General features: G+C 38.0%; 15 protein-coding genes. 10 read left to right on the top strand and 5 right to left on the bottom strand.

The features are described from left to right. Together porQ and BM327_RS09510 are read right to left on the bottom strand one after the other, a co-directional pair. Complete coding sequence (porQ, locus tag BM327_RS09515; RefSeq protein WP_090248801.1) at positions 1-1,041, bottom strand: type IX secretion system protein PorQ; 1,041 nt, start codon at positions 1,039-1,041, stop codon at positions 1-3. Between the two features lie 43 nt (positions 1,042-1,084). Then, positions 1,085-1,570 (bottom strand): metallophosphoesterase family protein, encoded by a 486-nt coding sequence (locus BM327_RS09510; protein WP_317614731.1) that lies wholly within the window; start codon positions 1,568-1,570, stop codon positions 1,085-1,087. Positions 1,571-1,730: 160 nt separating this feature from the next. Here BM327_RS09510 and lysA point away from each other — a divergent pair, with 160 nt between their 5' ends. The 9 genes from lysA to BM327_RS09465 all read left to right on the top strand — a co-directional run bounded on the left by lysA (position 1,731) and on the right by BM327_RS09465 (position 13,307). Continuing rightward, a complete protein-coding gene (gene lysA, locus BM327_RS09505; protein ID WP_090248797.1) occupies positions 1,731-2,900 on the top strand; it encodes a diaminopimelate decarboxylase in 1,170 nt (389 codons plus the stop codon). 103 nt (positions 2,901-3,003) lie between these two features. Beyond that, positions 3,004-4,464, top strand: a complete 1,461-nt coding sequence (locus tag BM327_RS09500) for a hypothetical protein (RefSeq protein WP_139230323.1) — start codon at positions 3,004-3,006, stop codon at positions 4,462-4,464. Then, entirely contained in the window at positions 4,461-5,225 is a 765-nt protein-coding gene (locus BM327_RS09495) for an SDR family NAD(P)-dependent oxidoreductase (RefSeq protein WP_090248793.1), read from the top strand. Before BM327_RS09500 ends, BM327_RS09495 begins: the two co-directional genes overlap by 4 nt. Positions 5,226-5,344: 119 nt before the next feature. Next, complete coding sequence (gene recQ / locus BM327_RS09490; protein ID WP_090248791.1) at positions 5,345-7,450, top strand: DNA helicase RecQ; 2,106 nt, start codon at positions 5,345-5,347, stop codon at positions 7,448-7,450. Further along, positions 7,447-8,649, top strand: coding sequence for a tRNA lysidine(34) synthetase TilS (gene tilS / locus BM327_RS09485; RefSeq protein ID WP_090248789.1), 1,203 nt, complete (start codon positions 7,447-7,449; stop codon positions 8,647-8,649). The genes recQ and tilS overlap by 4 nt, the downstream gene beginning before the upstream one ends. 67 nt (positions 8,650-8,716) lie before the next feature. Further along, positions 8,717-9,007, top strand: a complete 291-nt coding sequence (locus tag BM327_RS09480; protein ID WP_090248787.1) for a hypothetical protein — start codon at positions 8,717-8,719, stop codon at positions 9,005-9,007. 141 nt (positions 9,008-9,148) lie between these two features. Continuing rightward, positions 9,149-9,580 (top strand): protein-disulfide reductase DsbD N-terminal domain-containing protein, encoded by a 432-nt coding sequence (locus BM327_RS09475; protein WP_090248785.1) that lies wholly within the window; start codon positions 9,149-9,151, stop codon positions 9,578-9,580. Positions 9,581-9,611: 31 nt separating this feature from the next. After that, positions 9,612-11,996: a protein-disulfide reductase DsbD family protein gene (locus BM327_RS09470; protein WP_170853727.1), complete on the top strand. Its 2,385-nt coding sequence runs from the start codon at positions 9,612-9,614 to the stop codon at positions 11,994-11,996. A gap of 51 nt (positions 11,997-12,047) precedes the next feature. Beyond that, the gene (locus tag BM327_RS09465) at positions 12,048-13,307 is read left to right on the top strand and encodes a hypothetical protein (protein ID WP_139230322.1); all 1,260 of its coding nucleotides are present in this window, start codon (positions 12,048-12,050) and stop codon (positions 13,305-13,307) included. Here the strand turns inward: BM327_RS09465 and BM327_RS09460 are convergent. Beyond that, positions 13,304-15,412: a Tex family protein gene (locus BM327_RS09460; protein ID WP_090248781.1), complete on the bottom strand. Its 2,109-nt coding sequence runs from the start codon at positions 15,410-15,412 to the stop codon at positions 13,304-13,306. The genes BM327_RS09465 and BM327_RS09460 overlap by 4 nt on opposite strands. Before the next feature lie 116 nt (positions 15,413-15,528). On the opposite strand from BM327_RS09460, the gene BM327_RS09455 reads away from it, so the two are divergent. Further along, complete coding sequence (locus tag BM327_RS09455; protein WP_090248780.1) at positions 15,529-16,602, top strand: CaiB/BaiF CoA transferase family protein; 1,074 nt, start codon at positions 15,529-15,531, stop codon at positions 16,600-16,602. Here BM327_RS09455 and BM327_RS09450 read toward each other — a convergent pair. After that, on the bottom strand, positions 16,599-17,165 hold the full coding sequence (locus BM327_RS09450) for a hypothetical protein (RefSeq protein ID WP_090248778.1): 567 nt from the start codon (positions 17,163-17,165) through the stop codon (positions 16,599-16,601). The genes BM327_RS09455 and BM327_RS09450 overlap by 4 nt on opposite strands. Before the next feature lie 86 nt (positions 17,166-17,251). Further along, the gene (locus BM327_RS09445; RefSeq protein ID WP_090248776.1) at positions 17,252-20,920 is read right to left on the bottom strand and encodes a PKD domain-containing protein; all 3,669 of its coding nucleotides are present in this window, start codon (positions 20,918-20,920) and stop codon (positions 17,252-17,254) included. Between the last annotated feature and the right edge of the window lie 163 nt (positions 20,921-21,083).

Here is a 21,083-nt window from a genome sequence, read left to right as displayed (position 1 = left end):
TTATTTTTTCCACCTATCCAGATTGGTGGTTAGTGTAAACATGTTGCTGTAACCTGCCTGCGAATAAATATTCAATCCGTAATCTAGCGAAAATCGCTTGAAGTAGAATCCTGCTCCAAAACTAAAACCAGCTAAACCTGGTCGTGTTTCCACCGCCATAATATATCTTCTATGTACATCAAATGCCGCGCGTACATGTACATGGTCACCAAACAAAGCTTCCAGCTGAAAGGTAAAGTGATGCGAAAGCTTTCCTAAAAAGTTAGCTCCTGTATCAACCAGTGTATCCCCGCTAATAGCGTCTATGGACTCTGCCTGACTCGGATCAAAATAAGACAAATCCCAACGGTTTAGATCATGAGCAACCAAAGAGAACCTAAAAGGTGCGTGGGCCAATTTGTGTGAAATAGCGACTTGTGCATCGGTACGAAGGGCTTCTCTATTTTTACTTGTATAGGATTTAAGTTGAGCACCTGCATTTTTTACCAACACAGTTAACATAGTTCTGTCTTCCGTACCTATTTTATAATTCGCTCCTAAATCTATCCCTAAACCGAAAGACGAATAAGTATCCAGTTGAGAATAAATCATATTAAAGTTTGCTCCAACAGAGATTCTAGGATTTAACACCCTTGCCAAACCAGCTCCCAAAGCAAAATCATTGGCAGAAAAAGTTCCTTGTTCTATTCCGAACTCGTCTCTTCTAGACATTTCAACGTAAGAAACATAGCGCAAGTGAGTAGACAGGGTTAAATCATCTTTTAAACTTTGCCCAAAACTTACCATTCCATAATTAATCCCACCGGCTAAAAAACCATGGTTAAACCCTAATTGATGGTGCATACCTTTGTTTAATAAAGAAGGATTGATTACGCCTAGATTGATGTCCTCATCTTGAACAGCGATGAAATCATTCCCTAGCGCATTCGCTCGGGCGTTATACCCTAAGTTTAAAAAACTATACACGTGTTCTCCTCCCGTTTGGGCAAACAATGTACTAGCAGCAAATAGTATAGTGGTTAAAGCAAAAATCTTTTTCATAATCTTCTTGAAGAACGTAATTCTAATTTAAAAATTGTAGGACCTAACGATTTCTATCCCCTAATTCAATAACTTCCATGTTTTGGATATTTTCACCGTCAATTTCAAAACGCAACAAAGTCCTCACCTTATGAAAACCTTTATAGCCGCAAGCTCCTGGATTTAACCACAACATCTTATAACACGCATCCATTTTTACTAACAATATATGACTGTGACCACAAACTAAGATCTTGGGCGCTCCATTTTTTTCCAATTCATCATACAAAGGTTTGGAATATTTCATGGGTTTACCTGCAATGTGCGTCATCAGCACCTCTACTCCCTCCACTTTAAAACGATTGAATTCTGGAGCCTCTAACCTTATCTTATGATCATCAATATTTCCATATACAAAACGCGTAGGTTTAAAAGCGCGAAGGTCATCGATTAGCTGAACATCACCTATATCACCGGCATGCCACACTTCATCAACTTCTTTAAAATGCTGGTACACTTTAGGATCTATCCATCCATGTGTATCCGACATCAGTCCTATCTTTTTCATCCTAAACCTCTCCTAAAACACAAAGTACCACACTATTTCATAAAAGCTTTCAACTTCCTTTTCACAATGTGTTAAAATTTAAACTTTATGTTATTTATATTAAAAACCGCTTTATATTTGCCTAAAAATAATAGAAAAAGACATGAAACAATCAGGAACATACCAAGAGCCGCATTACAGATATGATATTTCTTTATTAAGAAAGACATTGAAGAAGGCGAAGGCTGCAGCTGAAGTTCATGCTACTGAATTGTACTATGCAGTTAAAGCAAACAATGAGGCTGTTATTTTAAAAGAGATACAACAGATGGGCTTAGGAGCAGACTGTGTATCTATGGAAGAGATTGAAAGAGCTTTACAAATTGGTTTCCCAGCAGAGAGAATTGTTTTCGCTGGATCAGGAAAAACGATTCGTGAGATTGACTACGCTACAGCTCAAAACATTGCAGTTATTCACTGTGAGTCTGTAGAGGAGTTTGACATCATCCAAGAATTTTTGGAAAGCAATAATTCTACAACAAAAGTTGCTTTGCGTATTAATCCAGATTTAGAAGCGGGTACACACAGCAGAATATCTACAGGTAAAAAACACCACAAGTTTGGGATGCCGTGGGAAGATGCAATGGAACTCATCTCTATTCACAAAAACATCGTTGGTTTCCACTTCCATATTGGTTCTCAGATTTTGGACATGACTTACTTCGAAAACTTATCTTCTCGTATAGCTGAATTGTTGTTAAGTACGCCACTAGATTTCAAAACAGAATACTTAAACATGGGTGGTGGTTTAGGAATAGACTACGAAGACCCTATTAAAAATAACATCGCCGACTTCGAAGGATGGATGAGTGCGATTAGAAAAAACCTTCCCAAAAGAACTTACCCTGTGATTCGTTTAGAACCAGGAAGAAGTATCGTTGGACAATGTGGAATGTTGGTAGGTCAAGTGCAGTATGTAAAGCACAGAGAAACTTGTCCTACAGCAATCTTAGACATAGGAATGACAGATTTACTTCGTCCTATGCTCTATGGAGCGAGACATAAAATAACTACGGTTATAGATTCGTTAACGCTCATTCCACAAACCATAGCAGGACCATCTTGTGAAAGCACAGATGTTTTTGGGAAAAATTACTACCTACCAGAATTGAACCGTGGAGACATCGTTCGTGTACACAGTGCGGGAGCGTATGGATCTAGCATGAGGTTAGGCTATAATTTAAAAAGTCCAATTAAGGCTATGTATATCTATAGCGAAAGCAAAACAACTTTCAACGCCAACTACAAAGAAAGAACGAAAGTAGCGGTTTAAGTTTGTTCATTATTTTTACTATTGCCTCGATACACAAGTATCGGGGCTTTTTTATGATTAATCGTATAGAATTCCCTAAGAAAAAGTACTTTTAAATGCAGAAATGGCACCATACGTACTTACATCTTTACTCCTTGTCCTCCTACTTTTCACACTTTACAGAAAAGGGAAGAAAATGGGAGAATTTCCTGGGTATTTTTTACCGCTACTCTTTGTTGTAAAATTATTGGTTGCAAGTTTTTTCCTTTACGTTTACACCTATATCTATGGTGGTGGACTTCTTACCCACGACGCAGGAGAATTTTTAAGAGAAAGTAAAATCCTTCATGATGTTTTCCATCAATCCCCTAGGGACTACTTCACTTTTCTTTTTGGTTGTGAACCCAATACTGATTTCATACTCAAACACCTCGGTGAAACCAACCACTGGTCTGCCTACGGTAAACCCTTTTTTAATGATTCCCAAAATGTAATTCGACTCAACTCCATCGTTTACTTCCTATCAAAAGGATGGGATTTCACTCACGTTCTAGTAGGATCCTTTTTTTCCTTTGCCGCTATTTTCATTACTTATCAATGGGTGAAACTAAGAAGTAGCTTACCAAAAAAGACCCTCTTCCTCCTACTTTTTCTTTTACCAAGTTTACTCTTCTGGAGTAGTTCTTTTTTGAAAGAACCCTTCATGCTTTTTGGTTTAGCGCTTTTGTGCTACGGAATATTCAACAACAGCATCAAATGGCCGCTGAGATTATTTTCAATAATTACAGGAATACTTTTCTCGCTTTTATTCAAACCCTACGTTGTAGTAATATTTGCCGTAGCCCTCCTCTTTTACCTCATCCATTTATTCCTCAAAGGTTTTAAAACCCGCATTAAATTGGGAGTATACTTCTCCTTTCTTCTACTGGTTTTAGCCATCCCAAATATTCATTCTTCCGTCATCAATAAACTAACACGACAACAAACCAATTTTATAAATGTGGGTGCCGGGGGCTTACATATTGCGCGTAACGACAGTATTCTTTTTTTCACTACCAAAGATGTGGAAGGATTAAGGGTTGAGCACAACAAGGCATACGTGGACAAGGAAACAGAGGGTTTCTATGTAACCAATAATGTACGCTACACCTTTGTACCTCATACAGTACAACCCAGCAAAGTGCCTTACACTGTAATTTACCAAAGAAAAGGTTCTGCATCTCACTTTGAGATCACACGCTTAAACTATAGCTGGAAGAAACTTCTTTTCTCCATTCCGGAAGCCATGGGTAACAGTTTCTTTCGACCTTTTTGGTCAGACAGCGGCACATGGTTGATGACTCTCGCTAAAATTGAAAACCTACTACTTTTGGTCTTGACTTTGTATTTCTTTTACAAAGCCAATTTCAAAAACAATCCCAACCTTCCAATAATAATTACCTTCGCTTTATTCTTACTAATGCTTATGTTAATCATAGGTTATACTACACCGGTTACAGGAGCAATAGTCAGATACAAAATCCCTGCGTTATTGGCGCTAGGTATAATGATAATTTTAGGCTTTAATACAAAACAAAAAACGTGAAAACTATACTAATTACAGGAGCTACTTCTGGCTTTGGTTTGGCCATCGCTAAAAAATTCTATGCTCAAGGATACAACCTTATTTTAACTGGTAGAAGAAAAGAGAGGTTTGCAGAAATTGAAAGTATTTTAACAGAATTGGGTGAAGGTAAAATTCACTTTTTACACTTTGATGTAAGAAATAACGAAGCTGTAAAACAAGCCGTGAATCAAATTCCTGCAGACTTAGCAAACTCTTTATCGATACTTGTAAATAATGCTGGCTTAGCCTTAGGTAGATCTACCATAGACGCAGGAGTTACTGAAGATTGGGATGCAATGATGGACACCAATGTAAAAGGACTTTTATACGTGAGTAAAGCAGTAATACCTTTACTTCAAAACAACGGTGGAGGTCAAATTGTAAACATTGCAAGCATTGCCGGAAAAGAAGTTTACCCGGGAGGAAATGTTTATTGCGCCAGTAAGCACGCGGTTGATGCCTTAAGTAGAGCCATGCGCATAGATTTACTCAAAGACAATATTGCTGTGAGTAACATTGCTCCAGGAGCTGCAGACACAGAGTTTAGCCTTGTCCGCTTTAAAGGAGATGCGCAAACGGCTAAAGACGTTTACAAAGGCTATACACCTTTATTTGCCGAGGACATAGCAGATGCCGTTGAATTCGTGTGTAACCGTCCGAGACACGTAAATATAGACGATCTTCTCATTATGCCCCGCGCCCAGGCAAATGCAACTATTTTCAAGAAAGAAGAAAATTAATTTTATACGGTCCTAAGTTCTACTTAGGACTTTTTTTATGCCTTTTTCTGCCCGAAAATTTATTTGAATTTCTTTGCAAATTCTTGTAACTTTAATACTCAACCTAATACCTTTGTATCATGATGCAATCCGCACTCAACGTATTAAAATCTGTATACGGTTACGATAGTTTTCGTCCGCAACAATCAGAAATTATTCAATCCATTTTAGCAGGTCAAGACACCGTGGTGTTAATGCCTACGGGTGGAGGTAAATCCATGTGTTTTCAAATTCCAGCACTGCTTAATGATGGAATCACCTTGGTTATCTCTCCTCTGATTTCTTTGATGAAAGATCAAGTTGAGGCCTTGAGAGCAAATGGAGTAAATGCTGCCTTCTTTAACAGCACGGTGGATGACATGGAAAGAAATGCAATCATCAATGCATGTAAAAGCGGTGAGCTTAAATTGATTTATATCTCTCCAGAAACTTTGGTTGGGGTGATGCATACCTGGTTAACCGATTTAAATATTTCCTTAGTCGCCATAGATGAAGCACACTGTGTTTCTATGTGGGGGCATGATTTTAGACCAGAGTACACACAATTAAGTTCCTTTAGAGCATCTTTACCCAATGCAACCTTTGTAGCGCTAACAGCCACAGCGGATAAGATTACGCGTAAAGACATTGTAGATCATCTCGGTTTAAAAGATCCTAAAGTTTTTATTTCCTCTTTTGATAGACCCAACATCAATTTAAGTGTTGAAGGAAATGTTCCAAAAAAGAAAAAGATTGAAAAAATCATACGTTTCATTCACGATAGACCGAATGAAAGTGGAATTATTTACTGTTTAAGTAGAAAGGAAACCGAAGAGTGGGCTGAAATATTAAAAAGCAGAGGCATTGCGGCTGATCATTATCATGCAGGTTTAACACCTGAAGAAAGATCGCGTGTACAGGAAGAATTTATAAAAGATGAAACGCCCATCATTTGCGCAACCATAGCCTTTGGTATGGGAATCGATAAATCGAATGTGCGATGGGTTATTCACAATAACCTTCCTAAAAATATAGAAGGATACTATCAGGAAATTGGTAGAGCCGGAAGAGATGGTTTGGCGTCAGAAGCTTTATTGTTTTACAACATGAGAGATGTTGTATTATTGGCTCAATTTGCCAAGGAAAGCAGTCAAAAAGAAGTCTTACTCGAAAAACTCAACCGTATGAAAGAGTTTGCACAGGCCACTTCTTGTCGACGAAAAATATTACTTGCCTATTTCTCTGAACAACTGGATGAGAACTGCAACAATTGTGATGTTTGTGAAAATCCTCCAGTTTCTTTTGACGGTGTAGTTATCGCCCAAAAGGCCTTGAGTGCCGCAATTCGTGGTAAAGAACAACTAAATAACCGCTTATTGATAGATGTTTTAAGGGGGGCTAAAACCAGTGAGATTTACGCCAAACAACTCAACACCATTAAAACCTATGGCGTAGGAAGAGATTTGAGTTTTGATGAATGGAACCATTACATTACGCAATGTATTAACTTAGGACTATTCGAAGTGGCTTATGACGACCATTTTCATCTTAAAGTGACCGACTTTGGTAAAGAATTACTTGGAGGCAAAAAGAGTTTTTCTTTGGTAAAACCAAGTCTAGAACAAAGCGTTAAAACACCTAAGAAAAAAGCCCCTAAAGCGCTTACAGAAAACGAAGTACTCTTCAATGCTCTACGCCTATTAAGAAGAAAAATCTCTGTAGAAGAGAATGTTCCTCCCTATATAGTTTTCAATGATGCTACCTTGAAGGAGATGGCTTCAGAACAACCAATAACCAAAGATGACTTGTTGGCAATCTCTGGTGTGGGTATGCAAAAAGCAGAAAATTACGGACCAGAATTCATCGCTGAAATCAAGAAATTTCAGGAAGAAAACAAACCCAAGGCTAAAAAATCTACCTACGAAGTAACGGCAGATATGATGCAACAAAACTTGAGCATAGAAGAGATTGCAGAGCAACGAGAATTAAACATTTCAACGGTTTATTCTCATGTAGCAAAAATGCTCAAAGACAACAGCGACATGGATTACCGTCCGTACATTTCTGAGGAAGAATTGGCAAAAATCAATACGGCTTTTGAAGAAATTCAGGAACCTCTTCAATTGAAACCCTACTTTGAATACTTTAACGGCGAAGTAGAATATCATAAAATTAGACTCGGTCTAAGTGTGCTTACCAGAGAATGAATAAAAACACCAAAATATGGGTAGCTTGTAGTGGCGGAGTGGATTCTATTGTACTCGCCCATTTGTTACATGCACAGGGTTTTCAGGTAGGACTACTCCATTGCAATTTTCATTTGAGAGCAGAAGAGTCTGACGGCGACGAACAATTTGTACTAGATTTCGGTAAAAAACTAAACGTCGAGGTTCGTGTTAAACATTTTGAGACCCCAACATTGGTTAAAAAAAGGAAAGGGAACACACAAATTGTAGCACGCGACTTGAGATATGAATGGTTCCACGAAGTAATAAAAGAAGGCAACAATTGTATCGCTCTCGGTCATCATTTCGACGACCAAATTGAAACCTTTCTCATTCAACTAGAACGCGGAGGTGGAATAAGAGGTTTGTGTGCCATGCCTAAGGTTCAAGGTAAGTTCATTCGACCTTTACTGGAAAAAGACAGGGCTTGGATCATTACTTACGCACATCAAAACAAGTTGACTTGGAGGGAAGATAGCTCAAATGCCTCTACAAAGTACAAACGTAATTTTTACAGACATTTCCTCGTTCAGCGCACGTCTTTCCAACAAGGAAAAATGGAAACTGCCGCTTTAATAAATGCGTTTCAAACACTACAAAAAGCTATACAAAAAGCTGTAGAAGTTCACATAGAGACCATTCAATCCCAAAACTTCCTCACCACAAAGCTCTGGGATTCGCTTCCTGTACTTCTTCAAAAAGAGGTGTTATTTCAATTAGACATTCCTCGAAATCAATTGTTGAGTATTGAAAAATTAATCAAAGGAAATATAGGTAGCACCTTGGCTTACAAGGCCGTAAGTTTCGTTAAAGAAACAAAGGGACTTAGTTTAATAGTCCCAACAAGCAAAACTTACATTTTAGAGAGCAAACTTGTTCAAAAAGATGAAATTGAATTTGACGGGAAGCACTTTTACATTGATGCAGATAAAGTGAAAGGAGAATTATCTATAAGACCTTGGAAAGAAGGTGACAGATATTCCCCCTTGGGTCTTCAAGGAAGCAAGCGTGTCTCTAAATACCTAAAGGATTTAAAGATAAGTTCTGCGCAGAAGAAAACTGCCAGGGTTATAACTGATAATGAAGAGATTATTGCTGTGGAGTTTGGTAATCCTGCCAATCGCGTTAAAATTTCTAAAAAGACAAATAAAGTTTTACGGCTTACAATACGTGAATTATAGCCTCTGAATTAATTTGAAAATATCAGATTATTTCGCTAAATTGTTCTTCCATTAAAACTTAAAACGCATGCAAGACACCTTAGAAACCCAAGCTACGCTTGTTGAAAAAGAAGTTATTCCTACACTTCATTTTAAGCATGTAGCCAAACATAATTATAGTAAAGAACTTCACGAAAAATTAAAGGAGGCCACCACTCTAGGTAATTTACACCATGGAAAATGTGCCATTATTTTTGAAGATGAAGGCGGATTGAAACGTGTAGAAACTACCGTTTGGGCAACAGGAGCTAAGTATATTTGCTTAAAAGGAGGTATTTGGTTACCCATCTCCTGTATACACGAAGTAAGATTTTTATAATGAATTCTTACAACTCAACAAATTAGACAACTTCGGTTGTCTTTTTTTATTTTAGAAAACCAAGAATACTAAGACTATCACCCCCGGGAAACCGCCTTAAATAACTAACTTTGTTTGCCCAGACTAGAATACTATAAAATTATGATAAAACTACTTTCTATTTGCGCTCTAATCTTGAGCAGTATTACAGCCTTTGGACAGGATAAAGTTACCTGGACGGCGAATTACAATGCAGAGGATTCTACCCTTGTTTTACATGCAGACATCGCAGAAGGTTGGCACTTATACAGCCAGAACTTAAACAATGATATGGGACCTATCCCAACTGAAATTACATTTGAAGAAAATGACCTTGTTCAATTCTCAGAAGTAACTGTAGAGCCGCAACCGAAAGAAAGTTTCGACGAAAACTTTGGTGCCAACATGAGTTATTTTGAAAAAAGTGTTGACTTCACCAACAAGGTAGTTGTTACAGGTGAAACCACAGTAAGTATAACTGTGATGTACATGATTTGTAACGATGAAATGTGTCTTCCTCCTACAGAAAAAACACTCACAGTAACAGTAAAATAAACCCTTAAACTATAATTAACAAACGCTAGAAATGAAGAAATTACTTTCTTTACTTACCCTCCTCTTTATGATAGGTGGTCTTTTCGCTCAAGGAGCCAATGACTATACCAAATGGAGGTTCACTGTAGAACAAAAACCGGGATCTAACGAAGCCATACTCGTTACCAAAGCCATTACAGACGAAGGTTGGCATGGATACTCTTCTGTTCCAGCCTCTGAATTTTCAGGCCCCCTACCTACAGAGTTTAGTTACGATGATGCTTCTAAATTTGAATTAGTAGGAGCGATAGAAGAAATAGGATTTCACACACACTACGACGAAATTCAAGAAGTAGATGTTACTGAGTTCGATCATGAAGGAATTTTTAAACAAAAAATAAAAATCAATTCTTCAGAAGACTTTGTAATTACAGGTAGTATCAGTTACATGGTTTGTGAATCTGGTGGTATGTGTATACCTGGAGACAAGACATTTGCTTTTTCTGTTAAAGGAGTAAAAGCTACTGCGTCAGTAGAGACTACAAAAGCTGACACTCCTAAAGAAGAGCCTAGCATAGAAGAACCGATACAAGAGGCTACAGAAGAAGCTACAGTTTCTATTCAAGACTTGGTATTCTGGGAATATAAAATTTTCGAAACGGTTGAGGATAAAGAATATGAAATCATCTTAACACCTGACTTTGAAGACAGTGTTAGTATAGTTGATCCTTCTAAAGTTAGTATTGCAAAATCAGGAGATAGTCCTTTAGAGTTCTCTGAATTCAAGGCTACGGATAAAGGATATGTGAGTATAATAAAATTCGAAGGAAAAGAAGAGCCTGGAGCATTATTAAATATCAAATTTGATGTGAACCACAAGGGAGCTCAAAGCACGGTGGAACAAGAATTACCTATCGCTTTAGCATCTACTGTTCGTTTAACAAAAGGAAACTGTGAACCAAAAACTTACGAAGGAATTGGGGCAAGTAATGAAGTTAAAAAATCTTACATTGAACTATTCGTTGGAGCTTTCTTAGCAGGATTAATTGCTTTACTTACACCTTGTGTATTCCCCATGATCCCAATGACAGTTACTTTCTTTATGAAGGGAGCTGAAACAACTTCAAAAGCAGCTGGTATTAGAAAAGCCCTTTTATTCGGTTTCTCTATTATTGGAATTTACACGATTATTGGAACAATAGTAGCGGTATTATTTGGAGCTGCCTTTGCAAACTGGCTAGCAACTCACTGGGTTCCTAACATTTTATTCTTCTTAATCTTTATGGTTTTCGCGGCATCTTTCTTAGGTCTTTTCGAAATCAGACTTCCATCTTCTATGGTAAACAAAGCTGATGCTCAAGCAGACAAAGGAGGATTGACAGGAATCTTCTTTATGGCCTTAACATTAGTATTGGTTTCTTTCTCTTGTACAGGACCAATCGTAGGTTCTATCTTGATTTCTGCCGCACAAGGAGGTGTTATTGAGCCTATGTTAGGAATGTTTGCCTTCTCATTTGCCATTGCATTACCTTTTACATTGTTTGCAATCTTCCCAAACTGGTTAAGTAAATTGCCGCAATCAGGTGGATGGTTAAACTCTGTAAAAGTTGTTTTAGGTTTCGTTGAAATTGCTTTAGGATTGAAATTTTTAAGTGTTGCCGATCAAACTTACCACTGGGGTATCTTAGACCGTGAAGTTTACATTGCACTTTGGATAGTAGTGTTTACTTTAATGGGATTCTATTTGATAGGAAAAATCAAATTCTCTCATGATTCTGATATGCCTTACGTTAAGGTTCCAAGATTATTTATGGGTATAGCCGTATTCTCTTTTGTGGTTTACTTAACGCCTGGATTAATTGGTCACCCACTAAAAGCATTATCAGGATATTTACCCCCTATGTCTACCCACGACTTTGATTTAATGGGTGCGATAAATGGAACCGATGAATACCAATGTGAAGGTGATGTGTTGTACAGTGATTTCTTACACTTACCGCACGGAATTGCAGGTTACTTTGATTTAGATCAAGCAAAAGCCTGTGCTGCAGCTCAAGACAAACCCGTATTTATTGACTTTACAGGTCACGGATGTGTGAACTGTAGAGAAATGGAGGCAAAAGTTTGGAGTGATCCAGAAGTCTTGAAATTATTGAAGGAAGAATTTGTTGTAGTTGCCTTATACTGTGATGACAAAACAGTTTTACCAGAAGACAAATGGTACGAGTCTAAAGTAGATGGAAAAATGAAAAAGACGATTGGAGATCAAAACTTAGACTTCCAAATCTGTAATTTTGACAACAATGCGCAACCTCTATATGTAACGTTAGACCAGGATGGAGACTTATTGGCAAGTCCTGTTGCTTACGATACAGACGTAGAAAACTTTAAAACATTCTTGAAATTAGCCATCTCTAATTACAAGATGAACAAATAAATTTTGTTACGAAACTCAAAAATCCCGTTATTGTTGTAACGGGATTTTTTTATGCTCAAACTTTACACTACTATACTGCTTATCTTCCTGAGTTTGTCCACCACTTATGGACAGGTGAATTCTATTGTTGTTCAGCGAGTAAAAGTATGTATAGAGCCTGCCTATGATTTTATTAACAACTGTGTAGAACAACGCTTAACTTACAGAGGGAGAGCCTATGTAAGGCTCTATTATTTGGGACATCTCAAATATTATGATCTGCGTAAAGTTCATAAATTATATTACGCCCGTTTCAATGCAGACTCCACCTTAAGTCAACGCCCTGTGCTTTGGAGAAGAGCCTCAAGTAGGGATTCTATACCCGGTAAATATTACACACAAATTTTAGCAAAGGATTACGACAATTACAAATTGTTTTACAAAACAAAATCAAAAGCTTGTGATCTTTGTGCTGACGAGGAAAAAATACTCTACTTGGACCTAAGGATAAACGAAAAGGTAATTTATGACCCCATCATATACAAAAGTGGTTACTATAAATTTCCCTTACTCAGACCCAATAAAGTTAGAGTTAAGATCTATAAAGGATACATCACCAATCCTGATGAATATTTCGAGGATAGTTTGAAACTTGAACGTGTTGTCTGGAAAGAACCCAAATGGAGAAAAAAGGGCTACTACCATGCACTCCTTCCTGTTACTAGAAATGAATTCGGAAGAAAAATAGGACCTGTTGTATACAGAAGTCTAATCCATTGTCCTTACGAGACACCCCCAACACCTCCTGCTATCTTTGTAGATCCAAATTCCGAAATAGGCAACTACTTCTCAGGGTTTAAAGCTGATTATGGATTTCATTTGAATCAGCAAAAGCAGTTCTACTCCTTAGGATATCACAAACGATTCAAAAGGCAGAGTATAAACCTTTCACTTCAATACACCTCTGAAAACAATTTCTTTCCTAGAATACAATATCAATTTTACTTGCTCAATTTCAGACATTACAAGCATTTATTCTATTATGAACCTAGCCATATCAGAAGTCAAAGACTTATTAGAAAAAGCTACCTTCAAACCTACACGCAATTGTACATAGGCACAGAATACTTTACAGGAAAAGTTAACGAAGAATGGATTAGTTTTCAACGCATCTACCTTGGGGTCAATAAACAACTGGGCTATCTTAACCTTTACGCAAACACAGGGTTCTCTGGTATATTTAATCAGCTTCCTAGAACCTCAACTTATTTGGAAATTGGAATTAAATTAAACATTCCTCCGATTCGAAGCCCCAGACCTATGGCTATTTAAATACGCTTTAAACCTATCCTTTTGCGTTCCACATCCAAACTTACTACTTCTACATTTACGTGCTCATTTAAACGTATGTAATCGCTTGGATCTTCCACAAAAGTATCTGCCAATTGAGATTTATGAATGAGTCCGTTTTCTTTTATACCTATATTGACAAAAGCACCAAAGTTGGTTACGTTGGTTACGATTCCTCTCAGCTTTCTACCCAAAGATAAGTCTGCAATAGATTTAATGGATTGATCAAACTCCAGTACCTTTACTTTATTTCTAGGATCGCGACCTGGTTTTTGAAGTTCGTGAATCACATCTTTAAAAGTATAGGCACCCACAAAATTAAAGTCTTCGTGATTCAATTGAGACAACATTTCTTTATCTCCTAAAACATCTTCCACCTTCACCTTTTTGCGCTTTGCAATCTCTTCTACTAACGGATACTGTTCTGGGTGTAGCGCTGTATTGTCCAGAGGGTTTTCACCTCCACGTATACGCAAGAAACCAGCCGCTTGTTCATAAGCTTTGGCACCAAGTCTTTTCACTTTCAACAAGTCTTTTCTGTTTTCAAAGCGACCCTCTTCATCTCTGTAGGCTACTATATTTTCGGCCAATCCTAAACCTAGTCCAGAAACATGCTGTAATAAATACGGAGAGGCTGTGTTTAAATCTATCCCTACACTATTCACACATGAAACAACCACATCATCTAAAGCCACCTTTAATTTCGTTTGGTTTACATCGTGTTGATACTGTCCAACCCCCAAAGATTTCGGATCTATTTTCACCAATTCAGATAAGGGATCCATTAAACGGCGACCTATGGAAACGGCCCCACGAACTGTGACATCAAACTCTGGAAATTCTTTTCTTGCGATAGGACTTGCGGAGTAAATCGAAGCGCCATCCTCGTTTACAGAAAATACCTGAACATCACGATCAAAGAGTATTCTCTTCACCATGTATTCCGTTTCTCTTCCAGCTGTTCCATCACCTATTGCTATAGCTTCTATTTTGTAAGCTTGCACCAACTGCGCAATTTTACTTTTGGCTTTCGCCTGATCATTTTGGGGAGGGTGAGGATAAATGGTCGTATTGGTGAGCAATTTCCCATTTTCATCTAAACAAACCACCTTACACCCTGTTCTAAAACCTGGATCTATGGCCAATATTCTTTTCTCTCCCAAAGGAGGAGCAAGTAGTAGCTGGCGCAAATTTTTCGTAAAAACTTTAATTGCCCCCTCATCCGCTTCTTCCTTCTTACGGGCTAAAAACTCATTTTCTATACTGGGCGCCAACAAACGTGTGAAAGCATCCTCAGCTGCATCTAAAACCAACTCACTTGATGCATTGTTTCCTTTCACAAAGAAACGACGTAACAAATGCTGTACATCCTCTTTGTCTATTTGTAACTTCACACGCAAAAAGCCTTCATTTTGTCCACGGGTTATCGCCATAAAACGATGGGATGCACAACGCTTTAAACTTTCCTCAAAAGTGAAGTAGTCTTTGTACTTTGCAGCCTCTTCCATTTTGGACTTCACTACTTTACTCACTAAAACACCTTTTGAAGCATACATCTTACGCAAGGTATTTCTCAAGCCTATGTTTTCATTCATCCATTCTGCAATAATCTGCTTGGCTCCAGTAAGTGCCGCGTCTACAGAATCCACTTCACCTTTAACATATTTTTGAGCTATCCCCTCTGGGTTCGCCGCGTTTTGACTCATTACTATTTTCGCCAAAGGCTCCAAGCCATTTTTTCGAGCTTTTTCAGCAAGAGTCACACGTTTTTGCTTGTAGGGTAAATAAATATCCTCCAAACTACCCATATCAAAAGTAGAGGCTACTTTATCTTGTAACTCCTCGTTGAGTTTACCGAGCTCTTTGATACGTTTAAGTATGCTACTTTGTCGGGCAATAATTTCATCATATTTCGCTGATTCATCTCGAATTTCAGTAATCTGAACTTCGTCTAAACCTTGAGTCATCTCCTTTCGGTAACGCGCAATAAACGGCACGGTTGCACCCTCTTCAAACAACAGTAAGGTTTGTTCAATTTGTTTGCTTTTCAACCCTAGTTTATCAACTATAAAATCAACTTTTAACATATACTCTGAATTATGCCGATAAAAATAAGATAAGTGATGAAAGTAGGAGCAAATTGAAGTTAGGACATCCTTTCATCCCTGTAATAATTTTAATTTTACTTCAAGAAATAGATAGCATGAAAAACTTTATTGAACAACTCAGAGTAATTGATCTTTCGAGCGTATTGGCAGGACCTTCTGTGGGAATGTTTTTTGCAGAATTGGGAGCGGATGTTACAAAAATTGAACACCCCATTTATAAAGACGTTACCCGATCATGGAAACTTGCCAGTGAAGATAAAAACAGTAGTTTTTCCGCCTATTTTTCTGCTATCAATTACAAAAAGAAATACACTTCTTTGAATCTGAAATTGTCAGAGGATGTACTCCGCCTAAAAGAACTTATAAAACATGCAGATGTCTTGTTGATGAATTTCAAAAAAGGAGATCAAGAAAAGTTCAACATTAGTGATGATACTTTACTTTCTATTAACCCACAACTCATCATTGGTAAGATTAATGGTTATGGCAATGAAAGTGATAGAGTAGCATATGACTTAATTCTTCAGGCAGAAAGTGGTTTTATGTCTATGAATGGAAAACCCGATAGTGGCCCTATTAAAATGCCTGTTGCCTTGATAGATGTTTTGGCAGGCCACCAATTGAAGGAAGGAATACTGAATGCGCTTTTGAACAGAACACAAACCCAGAAAGGAAGCGTTGTAACGGTGAGTTTGTATGAAACGGCGGTGGCTTCTTTAATGAATCAAGCGTCGAATTATTTAATGAACAACCACATTCCTCAACGCATAGGTTCACTCCACCCAAATATTGCTCCCTATGGTGAGATATTCAGCAGTAAGGATGATAAGCTTTTAACTTTTGCTATAGGTAATGACAAGCAATTCGCCAAACTTTGCAACTTTCTAGAATTAGATGAAATTCCGCTTGATGATCAATTCTCAAGCAACGTTGCCCGCATCTCAAATCGCACTGAACTAGAAAAAATATTGGCCGCCAAAATAATGCAACATGATGCCCAAGAAATTATGAACTATTGCTTAAAGGAAAATATTCCAGCGGGTATAATTCAAAATTTAAAAGAGGTGTTTGAAACTCCTTTGGCCAAGGCTATGATACGTGAAGAAGAAATTGATGGAAAATTGACGCGACGCGTTAGCAGTGTCTCCTTTAAAACCAAAGAAGCTTAAGCTTTATTGGCTTGTCTTACATTTTTGGTAATACGCTTGGTGATGTAATTGTAAATTAACCTTCTATCACTTGGGTTTAATTTTCTTCCAAAGCTATAAGTTTTACCAAGGTATTCAAATTCAATACGTGGTGTACCGGCCACCCATGGAGAGTTTTCAAATATACTTTGAAAGCTATTGTCTTTCAATTCTACCTCACGCATTTTTGTAATATTCTCTAGAAAAAGTCTGTTCGACTTACCATAAGAACCCGTTGCTTTCTTTAAAATCAATTCATGGTCATTAATCTTGATCAACTCCTTTCCGAAGTATTGATATAAGGTTGTTTTTCCAACGCGAACTGCAAAATACATCCAAAATGCCATGAAAATGAAGAGGACTATCTGCTGGTTTTCTTCATAACCTCTAAACAATTCTGAAGTTACATAGGCTCCAATAGCCAACCAGAGTAGAAACCAAAACCCTATAAGGTGCTTTTTCCAACCTATGGGTTCAGGATAAATAACAAAAGAAAGAGTATCCTTTTGATCTACCACACTGGTTCTTTTGCCTATCCATTTCATAAGTTTCTTTTTTGCAAAAATAATAGAGCATAGTCATAAAACAAAAAAAGGCATCCGAAGATGCCCTTACATTGTTGTTATTTTATTTATTTGATTACCGTGACACTACCTGTCCACGTATAAACATTATCATCAATTCTATCTTTTGTTCTAATCTTCCAAGCGTATGCACCGTCTTGTACAACTTTCCCTTGGTAAGTACCATCCCAACCTTTATCCGGGTCATTAGATACAAAAATCAATTCTCCCCAACGATTGTATATTTCTAGGGTGAAATCATAAGGATCTATCCCCATAATTCTCACTCTGAAATTCTGGTTATACTCATCACCATCCGGTGTAAATGCATTTGGTGCGTAAATTACAACATCACTTACCACACTTACAGTTGTATAGGCAGTATCCTGACATCCGAAGTCGTTTTCTACCACTAACATTACTTGGTATTCTCCAATTTCTAAATCTGGGTAGCTTACCTGAGGCTCCCATTGTGTAGAAGATCCATTGATTGCTCCGTTAAAAGTCCACCATAAATTCGTAGCATCTACAGAACCATTGGCAGTAAAGTTAAAGTTAGGATCAAACATAGATGCCTCTGATGGAGATACCGAAATATTTGCAAGTGGATAATCAAAGACCTCTATCATATCCGTAAACACTTCTGTATATACACAACCGTAGATAGAAGTAGTTGTAACAGTTACTGTGTAAACACCAGGATTTTCAAATACATTACTCACAGGTAATAAGTCATCTTGTGTAATGGTGTTTCCATCCCCAAAATCATAAGTAACAGACGCTACATCAGATGAAGCTGTGTTGTTTGAGAACACTACTGGCACAGGGTAACATCCACTGTTAACATCCGGTACAATATCTGCCACTATATCTTCAGGGAATTCTACCGTAAAACATTCTGTAACTGTTGGAGAACCACATGTCTCACTCAACTCTACACAATATTGTGTTGGTGAGGTAATCGGCGTTAAACCAACATTCTGCCCTACTTGATCCTGCGTTCCATTCGCAAACCACGTGTAAACCAACTGTGAACTTCCTCCATTTCCTTGAGCAGATACAGGCAAAGTAAAGCCTTCACAAATAATAGTATCACTCGGCCAACTTGTTAATTGTAATGGAGCTGGTTCTGTTAAGGCAAAGAGTGTATCTTTTGTACAACCGTTTAAGCTTTCTACAATAACATTGTAAGTTCCTGGCGCTAAATTATTGAATTGTCCTGTTGTGTTGATTTGAGCACCACCAGGTCCGTTTATGGTATAAGTTACACCATTTGGATCGGTAATTACAACTTGACCATCATTGGCTGAGTTACAGGTAATATCTGTTGGTGTAATTTGTATATCAAAATCAACAACTGTTACATCAATAAAGGCTGTATCTGTACACGAACTTCCCACAACGTGAGCATAGGTACCCGATGGCATAACAGAAGGATCAAATGGCATTTGAATCACGTTTAATGCTGTATCTAACCATTGCTCATTCACTTGTTCTGCATTTGGACCTAAATACCCAAATAAATCTTCGGGTGCATCATAGGTACAGAACATAATACTTGTATCATTCCCAGGGTTCGATGTAGATTCAATGAAGATGGTCATAGAATCTGAAGTACTACATAAAGGGTGTCCTGTTGGATACATCTCTAAATACATAGTTACTTGCTGACTTACGGTTGCAATAGGATCACTTAACGTAGCATCATTTAAAATGGCAGAAGGAGTCCATGCAAAATCTAAATTCCCTAAACAATCTCCAACAAAAGAGAAAGTCTGTGAAGTAGGCGTTTGACCATTTTGTCCGTACTGAATTACCACAGCTCCTGTTGGATCATAAAGAATAATCTCACATTCATTAGCGAAAGTACCGGTTGCCAAGAATGACAAACTGTAAGGTGCACCATGCGGAATTGTTAATGTATACTCTACCCAGTCTCCTCCATTCTGAGCATTTGTTAACGTATAATTTGAAGTAGTTCCATTTATATTCACATTAATGGAATTTCCTGACCATCCATCACCCCAAGAGTCTTCCAGTCTAAGCACGTAATCACAAGTAGACACACCAGCAATACCACCTTCTAGCTGAACTTGGTTATTGGCAGTTAAACAAATCGTTGTATCCAATCCTGCATCGGCTTGTGGGTTTGCAGTTACAGTTACCACAACGGTTGAATCATTTGTACATCCGAAATCATCGGTTACGTAATAATCGTAAGTATAAGATCCAGGTTGAGTAATTGCCGTCGTCAAAGAGTTTCCATCTGGCGTTATAGAACCTATCATTGGTGATGTAGGATCCCAGTATGAAGAATCTGAGTTATTCCCTATCCCCGGTTCAAAAGTGGTAATGTTTGGGTACAAACTCGGATCGAAATTTACTGAGAAAGTAGTAATCATACCATCATCTATCCCCCAGTTATCAATCACGTTGATGGCCCAAGTTCCATTTAATGGACAACCAATTAATCCTGCCAAAGAGTTCACAGAAGCATAATTACCAGCTGGCAATGCTCCTCCCACAGGTGCTGCAGCCACCCACGTTTGTGTAGCCGTTGGCGTAAAACAATAGGTCCAAGGAGTACCTTGAGTTGCTGGGTCATTACAATCTATATTCGTAGCTGCCACCGGAACACCAAGGTTAGTACCTCCTCCACCTTGTTGGTGCAAGGTTACAGATTGACCATTTGGACACTCAATAGAAATCACTAAATCTCCCATAAATGAGTGTTCAATATCCAAACAAATACTTTGAAGATCTGCAAGACTGTTCATTGTTGCACCAGCAGTAAATCCGGTTTGCACCAGGTTAATTGTTTGTGGCTGACCCAACATATTATCGTACAAACAACCATCCGTTACCGAGTTAGAACCTGGGAAACCAGACCATTGTACAGGGTAGGATTGTGGTGTAGCCACCAAACTTATTTGTTCACCTAAACACAAAGTAGTATCCGCTGGGAATCCCGTAAAAACAGGTTCAGTTGCTACGTATACTTTAAGGTCAATTAAATTTGGATTCGTACATCCATTGTTATCTGTTACATATAATTGTACTCTATATTCTCCAGGGTTATCAAATGCATGACCAACGTTTAAACCATTAGCATTTGTTCCATCCATAAAATCCCATTCATAGTCCACCAAAGAAAAACCCGGTTGCGCGTAAGACCCGTTATCTGCAAAAGTAACGACCTCCCCTACACAGGCAGCTATACTGTCAACGGCATCACCATTCGAAATAATTCCTGCTGCGTAAGGATCCGCACAAGGTGGTGTACAAGTAACTGCTGCCGTATACATTCCGTTTGGACCTACCGCATTTGAAATAAATTGAATAGTAATACATCCAGATGCATTCGTAGCACTGGCTTGAAAAACAGTATTCGAAGAAATGCTATTTCCCGTGTAAGAACCAATAACTGGTGAACTTGTGCTGTTCCCATCGTAAATAATCATAGAATCTACAGCGCCTGTTGCATCTGGAGTTAAATCCAAATCGAAAAGGTTGAACTGTAAATAAATGGTATCGTTCAGTGTTGAAGGACAAAATGTCACCGTAACATTTTCATTATTACCATAACCTGCACCTCCTTGTCCCCCAGAATCTATAATAAATTCATCACAAGTACTCACAGTGGTATTGTTTACCGCCGCACTCATAGTTGTTGTAGACTGTTGTCCGAATACAACTAGGCCGGTAAACAAAAAAAGAATTGAAACTAGTTTTTTCATTTTGTCTATAGTTTTCTATTATATGGTTCTCACTTTGGTTTAATTTAAGTCAACCCTAAGATTAGCAGCTATTTAATAAAATATTTAAAATTTTAACAACTGCCCTTGCTTGGGGTTCAATTTTAAAACGAACTCCTGCTACTGGAGTTGCCAATTAAACATT

The organism is Lishizhenia tianjinensis (assembly GCF_900116425.1).
In the GTDB taxonomy this organism is placed as follows: Bacteria; Bacteroidota; Bacteroidia; order Flavobacteriales_D; family Crocinitomicaceae; genus Lishizhenia; species Lishizhenia tianjinensis.
This window is presented reverse-complemented; position numbering and strand designations above follow the sequence as displayed.

Coding starts and splice junctions, on each gene's coding strand:
- porQ (WP_090248801.1), bottom strand. CDS start 1,041: ATGAAAAAGATTTTTGCTTTAACCACTATACTATTTGCTGCTAGTACA.
- BM327_RS09510 (WP_317614731.1), bottom strand. CDS start 1,570: ATGTCGGATACACATGGATGGATAGATCCTAAAGTGTACCAGCATTTT.
- lysA (WP_090248797.1), top strand. CDS start 1,731: ATGAAACAATCAGGAACATACCAAGAGCCGCATTACAGATATGATATT.
- BM327_RS09500 (WP_139230323.1), top strand. CDS start 3,004: ATGGCACCATACGTACTTACATCTTTACTCCTTGTCCTCCTACTTTTC.
- recQ (WP_090248791.1), top strand. CDS start 5,345: ATGATGCAATCCGCACTCAACGTATTAAAATCTGTATACGGTTACGAT.
- tilS (WP_090248789.1), top strand. CDS start 7,447: ATGAATAAAAACACCAAAATATGGGTAGCTTGTAGTGGCGGAGTGGAT.
- BM327_RS09480 (WP_090248787.1), top strand. CDS start 8,717: ATGCAAGACACCTTAGAAACCCAAGCTACGCTTGTTGAAAAAGAAGTT.
- BM327_RS09475 (WP_090248785.1), top strand. CDS start 9,149: ATGATAAAACTACTTTCTATTTGCGCTCTAATCTTGAGCAGTATTACA.
- BM327_RS09470 (WP_170853727.1), top strand. CDS start 9,612: ATGAAGAAATTACTTTCTTTACTTACCCTCCTCTTTATGATAGGTGGT.
- BM327_RS09465 (WP_139230322.1), top strand. CDS start 12,048: ATGCTCAAACTTTACACTACTATACTGCTTATCTTCCTGAGTTTGTCC.
- BM327_RS09460 (WP_090248781.1), bottom strand. CDS start 15,412: ATGTTAAAAGTTGATTTTATAGTTGATAAACTAGGGTTGAAAAGCAAA.
- BM327_RS09455 (WP_090248780.1), top strand. CDS start 15,529: ATGAAAAACTTTATTGAACAACTCAGAGTAATTGATCTTTCGAGCGTA.
- BM327_RS09450 (WP_090248778.1), bottom strand. CDS start 17,165: ATGAAATGGATAGGCAAAAGAACCAGTGTGGTAGATCAAAAGGATACT.
- BM327_RS09445 (WP_090248776.1), bottom strand. CDS start 20,920: ATGAAAAAACTAGTTTCAATTCTTTTTTTGTTTACCGGCCTAGTTGTA.